Origin of the sequence: Hafnia paralvei (assembly GCF_020150375.1) — a bacterium.
In the GTDB taxonomy this organism is placed as follows: domain Bacteria; phylum Pseudomonadota; class Gammaproteobacteria; order Enterobacterales; family Enterobacteriaceae; genus Hafnia; species Hafnia paralvei.
Genome location: NZ_CP083737.1, coordinates 643,088 through 659,077, shown reverse-complemented (window position 1 = coordinate 659,077; position 15,990 = coordinate 643,088). Strand labels below are relative to the sequence as shown.

Here is a 15,990-nt window from a genome sequence, read left to right as displayed (position 1 = left end):
ATAACAACCTTTACCAAACTTCATATGGAGTTGTCATGACTTACAAGGTAGCTTGCAAAACCGTAGCCGCACTGGCTTTCAGCGTCTGTACTCTTTTCGGCACTGCACACGCAGACGATCAGGCTCCAGCATTAAACTTCGGCATCATCTCTACAGAATCACAACAAAACCTAAAACCCCAGTGGGATCCATTCCTGAAGGATATGGAGAAAACGCTGGGCGTGAAGGTGAATGCTTTCTTCGCACCGGACTACGCGGGCATTATCCAAGGAATGCGTTTCAACAAGGTTGATATTGCTTGGTATGGCAACCTATCGGCAATGGAAGCAGTGGATCGCGCCAACGGTCAGGTCTTTGCCCAAACCGTGGCAGCAGACGGTTCCCCAGGCTACTGGAGCGTATTAATCGTTAACAAAGATAGCCCAATCAACAACGTTCAAGAAATGCTCGCTAAGAAGAAAGATCTGACCTTCGGCAACGGCGATCCTAATTCCACTTCCGGTTATTTGGTCCCCGGTTACTACGTTTTTGCCAAAAACAACACTGCCGCCAGCGACTTCAAACGTACCGTCAACGCCAATCATGAAACCAACGCCTTAGCCGTCGCCAATAAGCAGGTCGACGTCGCAACCAATAACACTGAAAACCTCGATCGTCTGAAGATCACCGCACCTGAAAAATTCAAAGATCTGAAGGTGATCTGGAAATCCCCTCTGATTCCGGGCGACCCGATCGTGTGGCGCAAAAATCTCCCTGAAGAGACTAAACAAAAGATCTATGGCTTCTTTATGAACTACGGCAAAACCCCCGAAGAACAGCAGGTATTAAAGGGCCTGAGCTGGGCACCGTTCCGTCCCTCTAGCGACCTACAGCTCGTCCCTATCCGTCAGCTTTCATTGTTTAAACAGAGCCAGACGATCAAAGCCAACGCAGGGTTAAGTCCTGCAGACAAAGCGACAAAAACCGCAGCGCTACAGGCTCAAATGGACGATCTCGATCGCCTAAGTTCTGCCCTTAACGCGATGAATAGTTTGAAAACAGCGACTCAGTGATGAGGCGTAAATCCTCATAGCAGCCTCTCGACAGAGGCTGCAAGACGGATGAAAGCTCACACATCACCGAATTGGAGAAACAAATGCAAACCACTCAATCCACCGCGCCAGCAGTGCCGGAGCAAAAACGAAGTTGGTTTAGCCTGTTCACTTGGGCAATTCTAATTGCGGTACTGGCTTGGTCTTGGCACGGTGCAGAAATGGCTCCGCTGACCCTATTTCGTGATGCAGGAAACATGGCCACCTTTGCCGCTGATTTCTTCCCTCCCGATTTTAGCCAGTGGCAGCAATATCTTGGTGAAATGCTGGTTACGCTGCAAATCGCCGTCTGGGGCACAGCCCTGTCTATTGTGCTTTCAATTCCACTCGGCCTGATGAGTGCTGAAAACCTTGTGCCGTGGTGGATCTATCAACCGACCCGTCGTCTGATGGATGCCTGCCGCGCGATTAACGAAATGGTGTTCGCCATGCTGTTTGTGGTTGCGGTAGGTCTTGGCCCATTCGCCGGCGTACTGGCACTGTTTATCCATACCACTGGCGTCTTGGCAAAACTGTTTTCCGAAGCGGTAGAGGCCATCGAACCTGGCCCAATCGAAGGTGTAAAAGCCACCGGTGCCAACAAGTTGGAAGAAATTATTTACGGCGTACTGCCACAGGTCATGCCGCTGTGGATCTCTTATTCACTCTACCGATTTGAATCTAACGTCCGCTCCGCCACCGTGGTGGGAATGGTGGGTGCCGGCGGCATCGGCGTCACGCTGTGGGAAGCGATCCGCGGATTTCAATTTCAGCAAACCTGCGCGCTGATGGTGTTCATCATCGTCACCGTCAGCCTGCTGGATTTCATGTCTCAACGTCTACGCAAGCACTTCATCTGATTAAGAGGCTTTGTTTGTATGCACTTATCTAGACATCCGACCAGCTATCCAACGCGTTATCAGGAAATTGCCGCCCTGTTGGAGCTTGAACTACGCCAGAACTATCAGTGTGGTGACTATCTCCCAGCCGAACATCAATTGGCCGAACATTATGACGTTAATCGTCACACCCTACGCCGCGCTATCGACGAATTAGTGGTACGTGGCTGGGTACAACGCCGTCAGGGCGTCGGTGTTTTAGTTCTAATGCGTCCTTTTGACTATCCGCTGCATTCACAGGCGCGCTTTAGCCAGAACTTACTGGAGCAAGGAAGCCATCCCACCAGCGAACGTTTGATTTCCGTATTGCGCCCAACGGTTAGCCACATCGCCGATGCATTAGGTATGGAGGAAGGGCAGCAGGTGATCCATCTACGCACCCTGCGCCGTGTCAACGGCGTGCCGGTATGCGTTATCGACCACTTTCTGCCAGACCTCACTTGGTGGGGCGCGCTGCAACAATTCACCAGCGGATCGCTGCACGACTACATTCAACAACATCTCGGCTGTGAACTTAGCCGAACACAAACCCGCATCAGCGCTCGCCGAGCTCAGGCCAAAGAGAGCCGATTATTAGAAATTGCCACCCATGCACCGCTGATGTGTGTGCGTACCTTGAATCACCGTGAAGGCCAGTCTCAGCCAGCGGAATACTCCGTCAGCCTGACGCGCGCCGACATGATTGAACTGACTATGGAGCACTAGATGGACGCCTCACACACTCATGCACATTTCTCCCTTGCTGAACGCCAGCGCTGGATGGCGACTCTAGCGCACAGCCAACCGGACGACCTCAATCCATTGTGGGATGTCATGCACTTTCCCCACGTGGAATGGAAAAATATCCGCTCAGCAGAAACCGGGTTGGTTCAGATTCAGGCTCGCGCGGGAGCCCGCGGCCAGCGATTTTTCCTTGGTGATGCCACGCTGACCCGTGCGGTTATCCAGTTGGAGTGTGGTACCTACGGTTATAGCTATCTATTGGGGCGCGATAAGTTACACGCCGAACGTTGCGCGTTGATTGACGCTCTACTGCAAAAGCGGGAGCACGCGCCACATCTGTTGGAAAACCTGATTAATCCCCTCGCCGCGCTGCAACAAGAACGACACCAGCAGCGCGCTCAAGAAATTGCAGCCAGCCGAGTAGATTTCTTCACTCTGGTTCGCGGAGATAACTAATGACGTTGATGACCGCCTTTACCTTACCTGTGCAGGATGCACAACACCATTTTCGCCGCCTGCTCAAAGCCATGAGCGAGCCGGGTGTCATAGTGAGTTTGAATAACACGCCAGAGGGCTGGCAGCCGTTGAACAGTGCAACCACCAGCGTATTGCTCACCCTAAGCGACCAAGATACACCGGTATGGTTAGCGCCTGAATTATGCTCGGAAACTGCCTGCCAGAATCTGCGTTTTCATACCGGAGCAGTGCTCGCCACCGAACCATCACAGGCCACCTTTACCGTTGTGAATGATCAGGTACGCGCTGAGCAACTCAATGATTTCGCACAGGGAGAAGATGTCTCACCGGAAGCCAGCGCCACGGTGATTGTTGAGGTGAAAAGCCTTAGCGGCGGCCACATGCTACGCCTGACCGGTCCCGGAATTCTTGAAGAGCGCATGATTGCACCGCAGATTTCAGACGTTGTACTCAACGCATTAACCGAACGTTTACACGCTTTCCCGCTAGGCTGCGATTTTATCTTTACCTGTGGAGAACGTCTGCTTGCCATACCCCGCACGACTCATGTGGAGGTGTTCGATGTACGTAGCCGTTAAAGGGGGAGAAAAAGCCATTGCAGCGGCCCACCGTTTGCAAGAACAGAAGCGTCGCGGATCAACGCAGTTTGACGAACTCAACGTCGATCAAATCGAGCAGCAATTGGCTTTGGCGGTCGATCGGGTGATGACCGAAGGCGGGATCTACGACAGACAACTGGCGGCGTTGGCGATCAAACAGGCCAGCGGCGATCTGGTTGAGGCGATCTTTTTACTACGAGCCTATCGCACCACGCTACCTCGTTTGGCGATCAGCAACGCGCTGGATACGGGTGAGATGCGGCTAGAACGAAGAATTTCTGCGGTGTACAAAGATTTACCCGGTGGGCAGGTGTTGGGCCCAACCTATGACTATACCCATCGCCTGCTGGATTTTACGCTGCTGGCAAACGGCGAAATGCCTAACATAGAACAAGTTTCCGAAGCAGAAGAAATTCCCTGCCCACATGTTTTCAGCATGTTGGCGCAGCAAAATCTGGCTCGTGAAGAACACGATGACGGCCACGAACCCGATGATATCACCCGAAATCCGCCGGTTTATCCCTGCTCACGCGCCTCACGCTTGCAGCAATTGGCGCGCGGCGATGAGGGGTATCTACTGGCGCTAGGCTATTCCACCCAGCGCGGTTACGGGCGCAATCACCCGTTTGCCGGCGAGATTCGTAGCGGCTTCGTGAAGCTCAGCATTACGCCAGAAGAACTCGGATTTTCCGTTGACGTGGGTGAGCTGTTGCTTACCGAATGTGAAATGGTTAACGGCTTTGTCGCGGAACAGGATACTCCCCCACACTTCACGCGCGGCTATGGTCTGGTATTTGGCATGAGCGAACGTAAAGCGATGGCGATGGCGTTAGTCGATCGCGCCCTTCAAGCTCCTGATTACCAAGAACAGGTCAAAGGCCCTGCGCAGGATGAAGAGTTTGTTTTAGCTCACGCCGACAACGTGGAAGCCGCAGGCTTTGTTTCACATCTCAAACTCCCTCACTACGTTGATTTCCAAGCTGAACTGGAGCTGCTCAATCGCTTGCAGCAGGAATTCAATGACCGTCAGGAGAACGCACATGACTAACGTGCTAACCGGCTATAACTTTGGTTATCTGGATGAACAAACCAAGCGCATGATCCGCCGCGCTATCCTTAAAGCGGTCGCGATCCCCGGCTATCAGGTTCCTTTTGGCGGTCGCGAAATGCCAATGCCCTACGGCTGGGGAACCGGCGGGATCCAGCTAACTGCCAGCGTCATTGGTGAGTCAGATACGCTAAAAGTGATCGATCAAGGTGCAGATGACACCACCAACGCGGTTTCTATTCGTCGCTTTTTCCAACGCGTCACCGGCGTGAAGACGACCGAAACCACCGCCGACGCCACGCTGATCCAAACTCGCCATCGCATTCCTGAAACGCCGCTGCGGGAAGATCAAATCATCATTTATCAAGTGCCAATGCCTGAACCGCTGCGTTTTATCGAACCTCGCGAAACTGAAACCCGCAAAATGCATGCTCTGGAAGAGTACGGCGTGATGCAGGTGAAATTGTATGAGGATATTGCGCGCTTTGGACATATCGCCACTACCTATGACTATCCGGTCAAAGTGAACAACCGCTATGTGATGGCTCCATCGCCGATCCCTAAATTTGATAATCCAAAGATGAACATGATGCCAGCGCTACAGCTATTTGGTGCCGGTCGTGAAAAGAGAATCTATGCGGTTCCCCCGTTCACCAAAGTGGAAAGTCTCGACTTTGACGATCATCCCTTTAGCGTCCAGAAGTGGGATCAACCCTGTGCAATCTGCGGCTCGAAGCAGAGCTATCTGGATGAAGTGGTCCTCGACGATCAAGGCGCACGCATGTTCGTTTGCTCGGATACCGATTTCTGCCGCCAGCACAGTGAGGCCAATGCGCAATGAATAACACAGATTCGATTTTCTCCGCGCCAGAGAGTGACCTGCCGCTGCTTTCCGTGAATAACCTGACTCATCTCTATGCGCCGGGTAAAGGTTTTAGCGATGTCACCTTCGATCTCTATCCAGGAGAAGTGCTGGGGATCGTCGGTGAATCAGGCTCAGGAAAAACAACGCTGCTTAAAGCGATCTCAGCCCGACTCACGCCACAACAAGGCAGCATTCGTTACCTAAGTACTCAAGGCGTACGCGATTTATATGCCATGAGCGAAAGCGATCGCCGGCGTCTGTTACGTACCGAATGGGGCGTGGTACATCAACATCCTCTCGATGGTTTACGCCCCCACGTATCAGCCGGTGGCAATATCGGCGAGCGCCTGATGGCCGTGGGACAACGGCACTACGGCAATATCCGTGCGGAAGCGATGCGCTGGCTAGAAGACGTAGAGATCCCAGCAACCCGCATCGACGATCTGCCTACCACCTTTTCTGGCGGTATGCAGCAGCGTCTGCAAATTGCACGCAATCTGGTGACGCATCCACGCGTGGTGTTTATGGACGAGCCCACCGGCGGGCTCGACGTTTCTGTTCAAGCTCGTTTGTTGGATCTCCTGCGCACGCTGGTGGTGGATCTGCAACTTGCGGTGGTGATCGTCACCCACGATCTTGGCGTTGCGCGTCTGCTAGCACACCGTCTTCTTGTGATGAAGCAGGGAAAAGTGGTGGAAAGTGGTCTGACAGATCGTGTGCTTGACGATCCGCACCATCCCTATACCCAACTGCTGGTTTCTTCTGTCTTACAAAACTGAGCGAAAATTATGACTACAACGACACGCTTACGCGTTGAAAACCTGAGTAAAACCTTCGTGTTGCATCATCAGAATAGCATCCATTTGCCAGTGCTAGCGGGCGCATCATTAGAGGTTCACTCTGGCGAATGTGTAGTGTTGCATGGCCACTCAGGCAGCGGAAAATCAACGCTATTGCGTTCACTCTACGCCAATTATCTTCCTGACGAGGGCAGCATCTGGGTGAATCATCAAGGCGAATGGCTGGATATGGTTCAGGCTCCGGCACGACAAATTCTTGCGGTACGCCGCAAAACCATTGGCTGGGTAAGCCAGTTTCTACGCGTGATCCCGCGGATTAGCGCTTTAGAGGTGGTTATGCAGCCCATGCTGGAGCTTGGCTTTGAACGCCAAGCCTGCGAGCAAAAAGCCGCCGCTCTGTTAACTCGCCTCAACGTCCCCGAACGCCTGTGGCACTTAGCGCCCTCTACCTTTTCCGGCGGTGAACAACAGCGGGTAAATATCGCGCGGGGATTTGTCGTCGATTACCCCATTTTATTACTTGATGAACCCACCGCATCGCTGGACACCACCAACAGCGCGGCTGTTGTAAGCCTGATTGACGAAGCCAAAGCGCGTGGGGCTGCCATTGTGGGTATTTTCCACGATGAAGCCGTACGCAATCACGTAGCAGATCGTCTGCATGTGATGACTGAATAGCGGAGCAAAACCATGATCATTAATAACGTCAAACTGGTGCTGGAAAACGAAGTGGTTACGGGTTCGATCGAGGTTCAAGATGGCGTGATCCGCACCGTTGCCGACAGCGATAGTCGTTTACCCGAAGCGCTAGACGGCAACGGTGGCTGGCTTCTACCTGGGCTAATTGAATTGCACACCGATAATCTCGATAAGTTTTTTACTCCGCGCCCCAAAGTCAGTTGGCCAGCGCATTCAGCCATGAGCAGCCACGATGCATTAATGGTTTCCAGCGGCATTACTACCGTACTCGATGCGGTGGCGCTCGGTGATGTACGCGACGGCGGCGACCGTTTAGACAATCTGGAAAAGATGATCAACGCAGTGATCGATAGCCAGCAACGCGGAGTGAATCGTGCTGAGCATCGTCTGCACCTGCGTTGTGAACTTCCGCATCACAGTACGTTGCCGCTGCTTCAACAGTTGATTGAGAAACGTGGCGTCTCTCTGGTTTCGCTGATGGATCACTCCCCCGGCCAGCGTCAGTTCGTCAATCCGCAAAAATACCGCGAATATTTCCAAGGCAAATATCATCTCAGCGATGAGCAGATGGATACCTATGAACGCGAGCAGTTGGAAAACGCCGAGCGTTGGTCACAGCCTAATCGACATGCCATTGCTGAGCTTTGTCGCTCACGAGGTATCGCACTTGCCAGCCATGATGATGCCACCGAGGCGCACGCAGACGAATCACATAAACTGGGCAGCGTGATAGCCGAATTCCCGACTACCGCCGAAGCCGCGCATGCGTCACACCAGCGCGGTTTACAGGTCATGATGGGAGCCCCCAATATCGTGCGTGGTGGCTCGCATTCTGGGAATGTCGCCGCTCACGAGCTCGCCTCATTGGGCGTGCTGGATATCCTCTCTTCTGACTACTACCCCGCAAGCCTGCTTGATGCCGCATTCAGCGTAGCAGCCTGCGACAGCAATGCGTTTACGCTGCCGCAGGCTATATCCTTAGTGACGCGTAACCCAGCCAAAGCCCTCGGGTTATCCGACCGTGGCATACTGGCTGAAGGCAAAAGAGCCGATCTGGTGTTAGCACAGCGTCATGGCGAGCACGTTCATGTCAATCATGTCTGGCGCGAAGGCATACGGGTATTCTGATGGGAAAATTAATTTATCTGGTTGGCGCATCGGGATCGGGTAAAGACAGTTTGCTGCAGGCGCTACGCCAGCAGCAAACCATCCCACTGCTGGTTGCGCATCGCTATATCACTCGAGCCTGCAATGCAGGCTCTGAAAACCATATTGAGCTGAGTGAAACCGAATTTATGCAACGCCGGAGCCAAGGGCTTTTCGCGCTAAACTGGCAGGCTAACCAGCACTACTATGCACTGGGAATCGAAATCGATCAGTGGTTGGCACAGGGGATTAACGTGGTGGTGAACGGCTCACGTGCCCATCTTCCTTTCGCACGTGAACGCTACGGTAACGCTATGCTGGCGGTTTGCTTACAAGTTTCTCCTAACATACTCCGTCAACGGCTACAGGCTCGAGGACGTGAAACTCCTCAGCAAATTGAGCAACGTTTACAGCGAGCGAGAGATTATCAGCTAGCTGAAAACGCGGGTTGCTACTATTTGAACAATAATGATGGCTTGTCCCACACGGTTCAGGCTTTTTTACGCTTGATGGTTGAAACGACGCCCGTATCCGTTTCAGCATAAATTAGAGGCTCTTTCATGTCTGACATTATTTTACGCCCCGCCACCGCGTTGGATGAAGCCGCCGTTTACCGGTTAATTTGCGAACTGGAACAGTGTGAATTTGATTCCGTCGCCTTCGCCAAAGGCTATGCGATGAATTTGGCTAATCCACATGTGCATTACACCTTAGCCACGCAAGGTCATGAGATACTGGGTTTTATCGGTATCCATCTGCAATACCATTTGCACCATGTGAACTGGATTGCTGAAATTCAAGAACTGGTTATCTCACCGCAGGCTCGCGGCGCTGGTGTTGGAAAAGCGCTATTGCGCTGGGCGGAGAATATCGCCTGTGAATTAGGTGCAGAGCAGATCGAGCTGTCTACCCGCGCGACACGCCACGACGCCCACCGTTTTTATCTGCGTGAGGGCTATCTACATACCCACTTCCGTTTCGTTAAGCCGTTGTCGGAGCTGTAGCAATGAGCACTCTCAAGCTGACGTTTTTAGGCACCGGCGGTGCACAACAGGTTCCAGCCTTTGGCTGCGAATGTGCAGCCTGCCTGCGAGCCCAGCAGCAACCGTCTTATCGACGAAAACCCTGTAGCGCGATGCTGGAATATAACGGCGCGCTCACGCTGCTTGATGCCGGCTTACACGATCTCACTGAACGTTTCACGCCTACACAAATTAGCCAATTTCTGCTGACGCATTATCATATGGATCATGTCCAAGGATTATTTCCTTTACGTTGGGGAATGGGGGCGGCCATTCCAGTTTATGGCCCCCCAGATGAACTGGGCTGCGACGATTTATTCAAACACCCGGGGATGCTTGATTTTAACCATCGGTTGAACGCATTTGAGCCATTTTATTTACAGGAGTTGCAGGTGACGCCGCTGCCGCTCAATCACTCCAAGCTGACATTTGGCTATCTTCTGGCAACGCCCGATCGCCGCATTGCCTATCTGACAGATACTGCCGGATTACCCGAGTCAACGTTAAACGTCTTACGCCACCAGCCACCGGAAATCATCATTATCGATTGTAGCCATGAGCCGCGGGCTTTCACCCCGAAAAATCATAACGACCTCAATACAGTGGTTGAATTACAGAAAGAAATTGGCTGCCAGAAAATATGGCTGACACATATTAGTCATCAGTTCGATTTATGGATGATGGAAAATGCGCTACCCAAGGGGATTGAAGCGGCCAGAGATGGGTTAACGCTGACCGCAAAAGCTGACGGGTATGACTACGCGTATTTTTGAATCTGCTCGGATTCAATAATCTGCAAACGATACGGTGGTGGATTACGCGCTGATTTCAGCATCGCCATGGCAACGGCCGAGGCTTCAACCGCCTTCCACTTTTCAGGTAGCAGCTTAAAGATAGGCTCCGAAATCTGTTCTAACAGTCGTGGTTTTGAGCGTCCGCCCTGTAGCATCGAAGGACGCAAAATCGTTAAGAATTGCCACGCCTGTAGCTCCAGCGCCTTTTCCATTTCCCCTTTAGTGCGGCTATAAAGGAATGATGACTGTGGATTCGCACCTAACGCGCTCACCACCACATAGTGCTGACAACCATTTTTCAACGCCACAGAGCCACATTCAACGACCAACGTATAATCAACGTAGCGAAACGCAGCATCACTGCCAGCATCTTTGCGCGTGGTGCCTAAACAGCAAAACGCGATATCGATCGGGGTCGTCCATGTTGCCATCGTGGCACAGAGATCGTCTGCAACTGGATTCACCAGTTTTTCTGATGGCGGCAGTGGCTTCCGCGTTGGGGCATATATCTTGCTGATGCCCGGATCTTGCTCTAGAAGTTTGAGTAGTTCACTTCCGACCAAACCGGTCGCGCCTAACAATAAAGTTTTCATCCGTTATCCTCCCTCTCTTGAGTATAACGCTAGAAAAGCAGAGGGTATGAACTTCAGACATTAAGTTTCAGTGATACATATCTAAGTATTGTGACATCTAAACCGATGAAGCTGGATTATTCTTATTCGGGATCCCTCTCCCAGTGAATTTTCTTAGCAAAACCCAGTTTGTTGTCCGTCATTTTGATCTGATGAAGCGAAAGCTGCCACACCGGCGCAGACATGAGCCTCGCAGCCGGAAACTGTTGATAATAGAGACTACGCGCGCGCTGTTCCTCTTCCCCTTGCAATTGAACCGCCTCGCCAGAGAATTGTAGGCCACGAATCAGCGCAATGGTTTTAGTTTGGTGTGCGATGGTGCCAGCAACCTTAGGATTATTGAGCAGCATCCCACCATGGCGCGTGCGGGTTTCAGTCATAAAATAGAGCGCCATCCGCACCTCATCAAACACATAAAAGCAGTTAGCGCACCACATCTCGCCTTCCCAACAGGTCGCTAGCGTGAGCACATGCTGAGCATTCAAAAAGCGGCAAATATGCTCTTTATCGGTTGTCATTCGTTGGCCTCACAAGATCCTTTGATGGAGGGTATAATGCCATAAAGACGTTAATTGGCCTTACCCTAATGACCACTGAACCGCACGAAACCCTCTGGTATCTCTATCTAATCCGAACCGCTTCTGGTGCGCTTTATACCGGTATTACCACCGACGTGGAGCGCCGGTATCAGCAGCATCAAACAGGGCGAGGAGCCAAAGCATTGCGCGGCAAAGGACCGCTGCAGCTGGCATTCAGCGACTTAGTCGGTGAACAAGGACAGGCGTTGCGGCTAGAACATCGGATTAAGCAACTGAATAAAAAGCAGAAAGAAAGATTGGTTGCTGAAAAACCAGCATTACTAGAAGTATGGTTAGAAGCTATCTTGAGCGGTAAATCGGCAGTTTCAGGCAGACGTCTTAGTTCAACGCAACTGTCTGCAAAACAAACAACTAAGCAATAAATCTTATAAATCAAGACGTAAACAACCTACTCCACTTCGGCAATTTGCATTTGCTCTACTGGTGAAGTCATACGTTCTCGTTATTCTTTTTTAGCGGTGCCCTGGTGAGGCGAAATCAGCATTTCCAGACAGAGCAGCCCTAGCAGATAACTTTTATAAGTTAAGCTGGTTTCTTTTAACTCTGTCACAGTCAATATAGACACTTTTGTCCCTTGTAGGAACGGGTGAAAACCACTCTTGTAACACGTTAAGGAAAGTGATATTAAACGTGGTTTAATTTAATTAATTAGTTTCGTATTTAATTATTCACATGCAAGGGTATATTTCATAATGAAGATCAATGTTACGGATGCACCAAACCCACAGGATGAAGAGTATGTGATTGACAGTCTTTGGGCTCATAACAGCAAAACCGAAGCCGTCGATATCCATCCATTATTTTTGACCGTTACCGACGATAATGGAGAAATCGTTGGCGGGCTGGTAGCAAGAACGTGGTGGGGAGGGCTTGAAGTTCAATATCTTTGGGTTAGCGATAAATATCGTAAATGCGGATATGGCCGTCAGTTAATGGTAAGAGCGGAGGCAGAAGCATCAAAACGCGGTTGCCATATGGCTTATGTTGATACTTTCGATTTTCAGGCCAGAGGATTTTATGAAAAATTAGGCTATCGCGTTTATGGTAATTTAGACGGTTATGCAAAAAAATTCACACGACACTACCTAGCTAAAGAAATTTAACCCTTCGTTGCGCGGTGAGGTTGAAATGGATTTGCCCGAAAAGAATAATGAAATTTATTTCAAGGGCCTCATTGCCATGATGGAACACCTGAGTGAGCCATGGGGCATTAAAGATCGCCAATCCCGCCATATCTATATGAACAAAGCGGCTTATCTCTATACCAATACGCCATTAGACTTTGATATTGAAGGTAAGCTGGACAATGAGTTTCCTGCTCATTGGGCTGAATTCTCACCTGAATTTATCGAGCATGATAAAAGAACTGAGGAATCTCAAGATCGCGTTACCGTAATAGAAACGCATTATTGGTATGGGAAAGATTTCCTCATGCCATTTATTAGCGAGAAGCTGCCCATTTATAATGATAAAAAAGAATTAATTGGTGTGATGTGGAACGCCAAACCGCTTAATAGCTTATCGCCGCTTAAATATATAAATCATCAAAAGCCAAGTATTCTAACCACCGAAACTAATAGTGAGACTTTTACCCGTGCGGAGCTCGACGTTATATTCCTAATGCTACAAAGGCTTTCAGTGAAAGAGATTGCAAAAATATATAACATCAGCACCAAAACAATAGAAAACAGAATCTATACGATTTATCAAAAATGTGACGTCCATACACAGCAGCAATTTGAGGAATTCTGTCAATTTGAGCAATTGGACAACTATATTCCTGACAGACTGGTAGCAAAGGGAATTCAGTTTATCTAAACCCTAAATAATTTAAGTTGTAGGTACCCCATATGCAACTTTAAATATGACGGGAATAAACCATAAAAGGCATACCTTATCGTGATCAAAATTGAAGATTATCCACTGAGCAGAGTGCCACAGGATAAAAGGGTTTCATTTTTAAGCGTCGCTATCGTTCATATGGGCATGTTGACCGCGCTGGATCAATTCATGCTTGGCGCTGTACTCGGTAACTCCATGACATTGACTGATGCGTTTACCGCCATCCTCATCGGCAGCGTGATATTTGGAATTGTGACCTATGGTCTTGGGCTGGCGGGAATGCGCGAAGGGATCTCCGGTAGTCTATTAGCGAGATGGTGCGGCTTTGGACGCTTAGGCTCGGTGCTGATCGGGGTAGTTGTTGCCGTCAGTTTACTTGGTTGGTTTGGAATACAAAACGCTATTTTTGCTAAATCACTGGATTTTGCCCTTAACCATAAATTGGGCTTTGGCTGGGCGGCGGCTTTATCTGGTAGCTTTTTGACGATATTGGTCGCATTTGGTTTCAAGGCATTGCGCATTGCGGCAAGAATAGCAGTACCCATGTTTATTTCACTGGTAGCGTATATTTCCTTTAATGTTTTATCTGGACATAACCTGCCTGAAATCATGCAGTTATTGCCTCCCGGTGAACCCATTTCAATTAGCGCAGGTATCACTATCGTTGTCGGCGGCGCCATTGTGGCGAGCCTGATGACTCCCGATCTAACGCGTTACTCTAAAAATCGTAAACATGTATTAGGCGTAACGATTTTAACCATTGTTGCTGGTGAGTTTATCATCAACGGTCTGGCCATTTTGATCGCCAAGACGTTGGGAACAGCTGATGTTGTGACTATTATGGCTCAGGCTGCGGGTGGTGCTGGCCTGTTAGTCGTGGTGTTCTCAACGCTGAGGGTGAATGACCTTAACCTTTATTCTTCGTCGCTGGGCATTGTGAACGCTGTCGAAGGGCTAACGGGTAAAAAACTCAAATATATCTCAACGACGTTAGTGATTGGCATCCTTGGAACCACGCTTTCCGTGCTAGGTATACTGGATCGATTTGTTGATTTTTTAACCGTACTCGGCGTGGTATTCCCACCGATCATCGGCATCATGCTGGTCGACTATTTTGTGGTGCGCTCTCACCGTAAGATTTTGGATCTGAGCCGGTCAGAAGGAAAGCTGCCAGATGACGTTCAAACGCCTGCTATTGGCTGGATAGCCATTATCGCCAGCATTGTTGGCAGTATTGTTGGATTAGTGACTGAATGGGGAATTCCGACTATCAACTCATTGCTTGCCGCCAGTCTGATCTATTGGTTGGCCACGTTGGCTGTCAATCGCAGCCAAAAAACCGTTGAACCTGAAAAGGCGCTGTAGTGAAATTTGTAGTGCAATAACGGTGCAATAAATACGCGGATACTCCCAGCTACGGGGGTATCCGTAGAAAAACACTTTATCTAGAACGTGGTGGACTCACCACGCCCAAAAGGCGCTGAGTATTCCACCACGCCTTTGCAATTCTCCATTTCACCACCGGCTAATGGATACACCAGAAAGGAGTCCTCAGTGCCTGGCAGATGGCTACGTAACCCTTGCTGAGCGGCGTTCTGGAAACCAAAGCGAGAGAAATAGGCCGGTTCACCGAGTACAACGACAGCCGAATAGCCAAACTCATTCAGAGAATCTAGCCCCTCATAAATGATCTGTTCCGCAAGTCCTTGACGGCGATGAGCTTCATCAACCACGACCGGAGCCAGCCCAACGCATTGGCGATCTTCACCATCGACGTAAACGGGACTGAACGCCGCATAGCCAATCACACCGCCCTCTTCATCAGTCGCTACGACGCCTAGCGTCAGCAGACCATCTTCGCGCAGGCGATGCACTAGCTCAGCCTCTTCGCTCGAGGGAAACGCGTTGCGTAGCAGCCGGTCAATACCTGCAGCATCAACAGGAATTTCAACGCGGATTAGCATGGTGAAACCTCTTGGGTAGCGGACGTAGATACTTCTTTCATTCCAGCATCAACAAACTCTGCCAACTGTAGCAGACCAAACCGTAATGGTTTAGGCATTGCATCCAAATCTATCGCATCCATCAAGTTTTTGACATATAAGCCAAGCTCAGTATCACCTTCAATGCGTAAACGACGTTGGAAAAACAGCGTATCAGGATCTTCCTTGCGCGCAGCAATCAAGATTAAGTCGTTAGCATCGGCGCTGAAACTCACGTCAGCATCCTGATGTTGGCTCACTTGCAGCTTGCCTTCGTTTACGGTGACAAACCACTTAAGGCCGAGATCGCGCACTTCAACTTTCAGCCAACGCTGTTCCAGAAACTCTAATTCGTCGTCTGCGAGCGCCTGACGAAATTGCCAGCCAAGCAGTTGTTCCAGCACTTGCCGTTGTAGAGCAAACGGCGTGAATTTTAACGGGACGCTTAAAAACGCCGGACCTTGACGCACTAAACGTGCTCGTAATTGTTCCAACACTGGAGTGACTCCTCATAATACTGGTTGTTGGTATTTTGCCACATCAGCAGCACAAGACCGCGCGCTATATCAACAAAATGCACCCTTATTAGCCAAGTAAGTCGATAGGCCAACAAAAATTTGGATAAAGAATAACCGTCGTGTTGCTGCTGTCAACACACGAGAAACTGCCTCAAATCAAAACAGCCGATGAATGGGTTCTCTAGAATGATCGCCATTAAAATTATCACTCAGGGTTCAACCGATCACCTGTTGTCATTAATTGCCACTCATCGCTACCGTGGCCCGTTCAGGAA

Annotated in this window: 21 protein-coding genes; 17 read left to right on the top strand and 4 right to left on the bottom strand. The window is 50.2% G+C overall.

What is annotated here, in order from left to right; all coding sequences use genetic code 11:
- Positions 1-35: 35 nt before the first annotated feature.
- The 13 genes from phnD (at position 36) to phnP (ending at position 10,121) form a co-directional block, all read left to right on the top strand.
- Entirely contained in the window at positions 36-1,052 is a 1,017-nt protein-coding gene (gene phnD / locus K9N75_RS03040; RefSeq protein ID WP_096079999.1) for a phosphonate ABC transporter substrate-binding protein, read from the top strand.
- An 83-nt stretch (positions 1,053-1,135) separates the two neighbouring features.
- Complete coding sequence (phnE, locus tag K9N75_RS03035; RefSeq protein WP_008814908.1) at positions 1,136-1,930, top strand: phosphonate ABC transporter, permease protein PhnE; 795 nt, start codon at positions 1,136-1,138, stop codon at positions 1,928-1,930.
- Between the two features lie 18 nt (positions 1,931-1,948).
- Complete coding sequence (phnF, locus tag K9N75_RS03030) at positions 1,949-2,674, top strand: phosphonate metabolism transcriptional regulator PhnF (RefSeq protein WP_004093784.1); 726 nt, start codon at positions 1,949-1,951, stop codon at positions 2,672-2,674.
- Positions 2,675-3,148 carry a phosphonate C-P lyase system protein PhnG gene (gene phnG / locus K9N75_RS03025; protein WP_008814907.1) on the top strand — a complete coding sequence of 158 codons (474 nt, stop codon included), beginning with the start codon at positions 2,675-2,677 and terminating at the stop codon, positions 3,146-3,148.
- Positions 3,148-3,747: a phosphonate C-P lyase system protein PhnH gene (gene phnH / locus K9N75_RS03020; protein ID WP_114444967.1), complete on the top strand. Its 600-nt coding sequence runs from the start codon at positions 3,148-3,150 to the stop codon at positions 3,745-3,747. The genes phnG and phnH overlap by 1 nt, the downstream gene beginning before the upstream one ends.
- Positions 3,731-4,816 carry a carbon-phosphorus lyase complex subunit gene (locus tag K9N75_RS03015; RefSeq protein ID WP_039187897.1) on the top strand — a complete coding sequence of 362 codons (1,086 nt, stop codon included), beginning with the start codon at positions 3,731-3,733 and terminating at the stop codon, positions 4,814-4,816. The genes phnH and K9N75_RS03015 overlap by 17 nt, the downstream gene beginning before the upstream one ends.
- The gene (locus tag K9N75_RS03010) at positions 4,809-5,657 is read left to right on the top strand and encodes an alpha-D-ribose 1-methylphosphonate 5-phosphate C-P-lyase PhnJ (protein ID WP_008814904.1); all 849 of its coding nucleotides are present in this window, start codon (positions 4,809-4,811) and stop codon (positions 5,655-5,657) included. Before K9N75_RS03015 ends, K9N75_RS03010 begins: the two co-directional genes overlap by 8 nt.
- A complete protein-coding gene (phnK, locus tag K9N75_RS03005; protein WP_008814903.1) occupies positions 5,654-6,460 on the top strand; it encodes a phosphonate C-P lyase system protein PhnK in 807 nt (268 codons plus the stop codon). The genes K9N75_RS03010 and phnK overlap by 4 nt, the downstream gene beginning before the upstream one ends.
- Before the next feature lie 9 nt (positions 6,461-6,469).
- The gene (gene phnL, locus K9N75_RS03000; protein WP_064575160.1) at positions 6,470-7,159 is read left to right on the top strand and encodes a phosphonate C-P lyase system protein PhnL; all 690 of its coding nucleotides are present in this window, start codon (positions 6,470-6,472) and stop codon (positions 7,157-7,159) included.
- A 12-nt stretch (positions 7,160-7,171) separates the two neighbouring features.
- Positions 7,172-8,308 (top strand): alpha-D-ribose 1-methylphosphonate 5-triphosphate diphosphatase, encoded by a 1,137-nt coding sequence (phnM, locus tag K9N75_RS02995; RefSeq protein WP_061059240.1) that lies wholly within the window; start codon positions 7,172-7,174, stop codon positions 8,306-8,308.
- Positions 8,308-8,871 (top strand): ribose 1,5-bisphosphokinase, encoded by a 564-nt coding sequence (phnN, locus tag K9N75_RS02990; protein ID WP_061059241.1) that lies wholly within the window; start codon positions 8,308-8,310, stop codon positions 8,869-8,871. The genes phnM and phnN overlap by 1 nt, the downstream gene beginning before the upstream one ends.
- 15 nt (positions 8,872-8,886) lie before the next feature.
- Positions 8,887-9,330, top strand: coding sequence for an aminoalkylphosphonate N-acetyltransferase (gene phnO / locus K9N75_RS02985; RefSeq protein ID WP_224452211.1), 444 nt, complete (start codon positions 8,887-8,889; stop codon positions 9,328-9,330).
- Positions 9,331-9,332: 2 nt separating this feature from the next.
- On the top strand, positions 9,333-10,121 hold the full coding sequence (gene phnP, locus K9N75_RS02980) for a phosphonate metabolism protein PhnP (protein WP_130995723.1): 789 nt from the start codon (positions 9,333-9,335) through the stop codon (positions 10,119-10,121).
- Here phnP and K9N75_RS02975 read toward each other — a convergent pair.
- Both K9N75_RS02975 and K9N75_RS02970 read right to left on the bottom strand, forming a co-directional pair.
- Positions 10,106-10,735 carry an NAD(P)H-binding protein gene (locus K9N75_RS02975; RefSeq protein ID WP_004093761.1) on the bottom strand — a complete coding sequence of 210 codons (630 nt, stop codon included), beginning with the start codon at positions 10,733-10,735 and terminating at the stop codon, positions 10,106-10,108. The genes phnP and K9N75_RS02975 overlap by 16 nt on opposite strands.
- A 122-nt stretch (positions 10,736-10,857) precedes the next feature.
- A complete protein-coding gene (locus tag K9N75_RS02970) occupies positions 10,858-11,292 on the bottom strand; it encodes a YhbP family protein (protein ID WP_008814897.1) in 435 nt (144 codons plus the stop codon).
- A gap of 68 nt (positions 11,293-11,360) precedes the next feature.
- Here K9N75_RS02970 and K9N75_RS02965 point away from each other — a divergent pair, with 68 nt between their 5' ends.
- From K9N75_RS02965 to K9N75_RS02950, 4 genes are all read left to right on the top strand, one after another.
- The gene (locus tag K9N75_RS02965; protein ID WP_008814896.1) at positions 11,361-11,735 is read left to right on the top strand and encodes a GIY-YIG nuclease family protein; all 375 of its coding nucleotides are present in this window, start codon (positions 11,361-11,363) and stop codon (positions 11,733-11,735) included.
- Between the two features lie 330 nt (positions 11,736-12,065).
- A complete protein-coding gene (locus K9N75_RS02960) occupies positions 12,066-12,476 on the top strand; it encodes a GNAT family N-acetyltransferase (RefSeq protein WP_008814895.1) in 411 nt (136 codons plus the stop codon).
- 25 nt (positions 12,477-12,501) lie between these two features.
- Positions 12,502-13,191 (top strand): helix-turn-helix transcriptional regulator, encoded by a 690-nt coding sequence (locus K9N75_RS02955; protein ID WP_004093744.1) that lies wholly within the window; start codon positions 12,502-12,504, stop codon positions 13,189-13,191.
- An 81-nt stretch (positions 13,192-13,272) separates the two neighbouring features.
- The gene (locus K9N75_RS02950) at positions 13,273-14,580 is read left to right on the top strand and encodes a cytosine permease (RefSeq protein WP_064575166.1); all 1,308 of its coding nucleotides are present in this window, start codon (positions 13,273-13,275) and stop codon (positions 14,578-14,580) included.
- 80 nt (positions 14,581-14,660) lie between these two features.
- Here K9N75_RS02950 and K9N75_RS02945 read toward each other — a convergent pair whose 3' ends face one another.
- Both K9N75_RS02945 and ubiT read right to left on the bottom strand, forming a co-directional pair.
- On the bottom strand, positions 14,661-15,179 hold the full coding sequence (locus K9N75_RS02945) for a GNAT family N-acetyltransferase (RefSeq protein WP_064575168.1): 519 nt from the start codon (positions 15,177-15,179) through the stop codon (positions 14,661-14,663).
- Positions 15,173-15,694, bottom strand: a complete 522-nt coding sequence (gene ubiT / locus K9N75_RS02940; RefSeq protein WP_008814892.1) for a ubiquinone anaerobic biosynthesis accessory factor UbiT — start codon at positions 15,692-15,694, stop codon at positions 15,173-15,175. The genes K9N75_RS02945 and ubiT overlap by 7 nt, the downstream gene beginning before the upstream one ends.
- Positions 15,695-15,990: the final 296 nt, after the last annotated feature.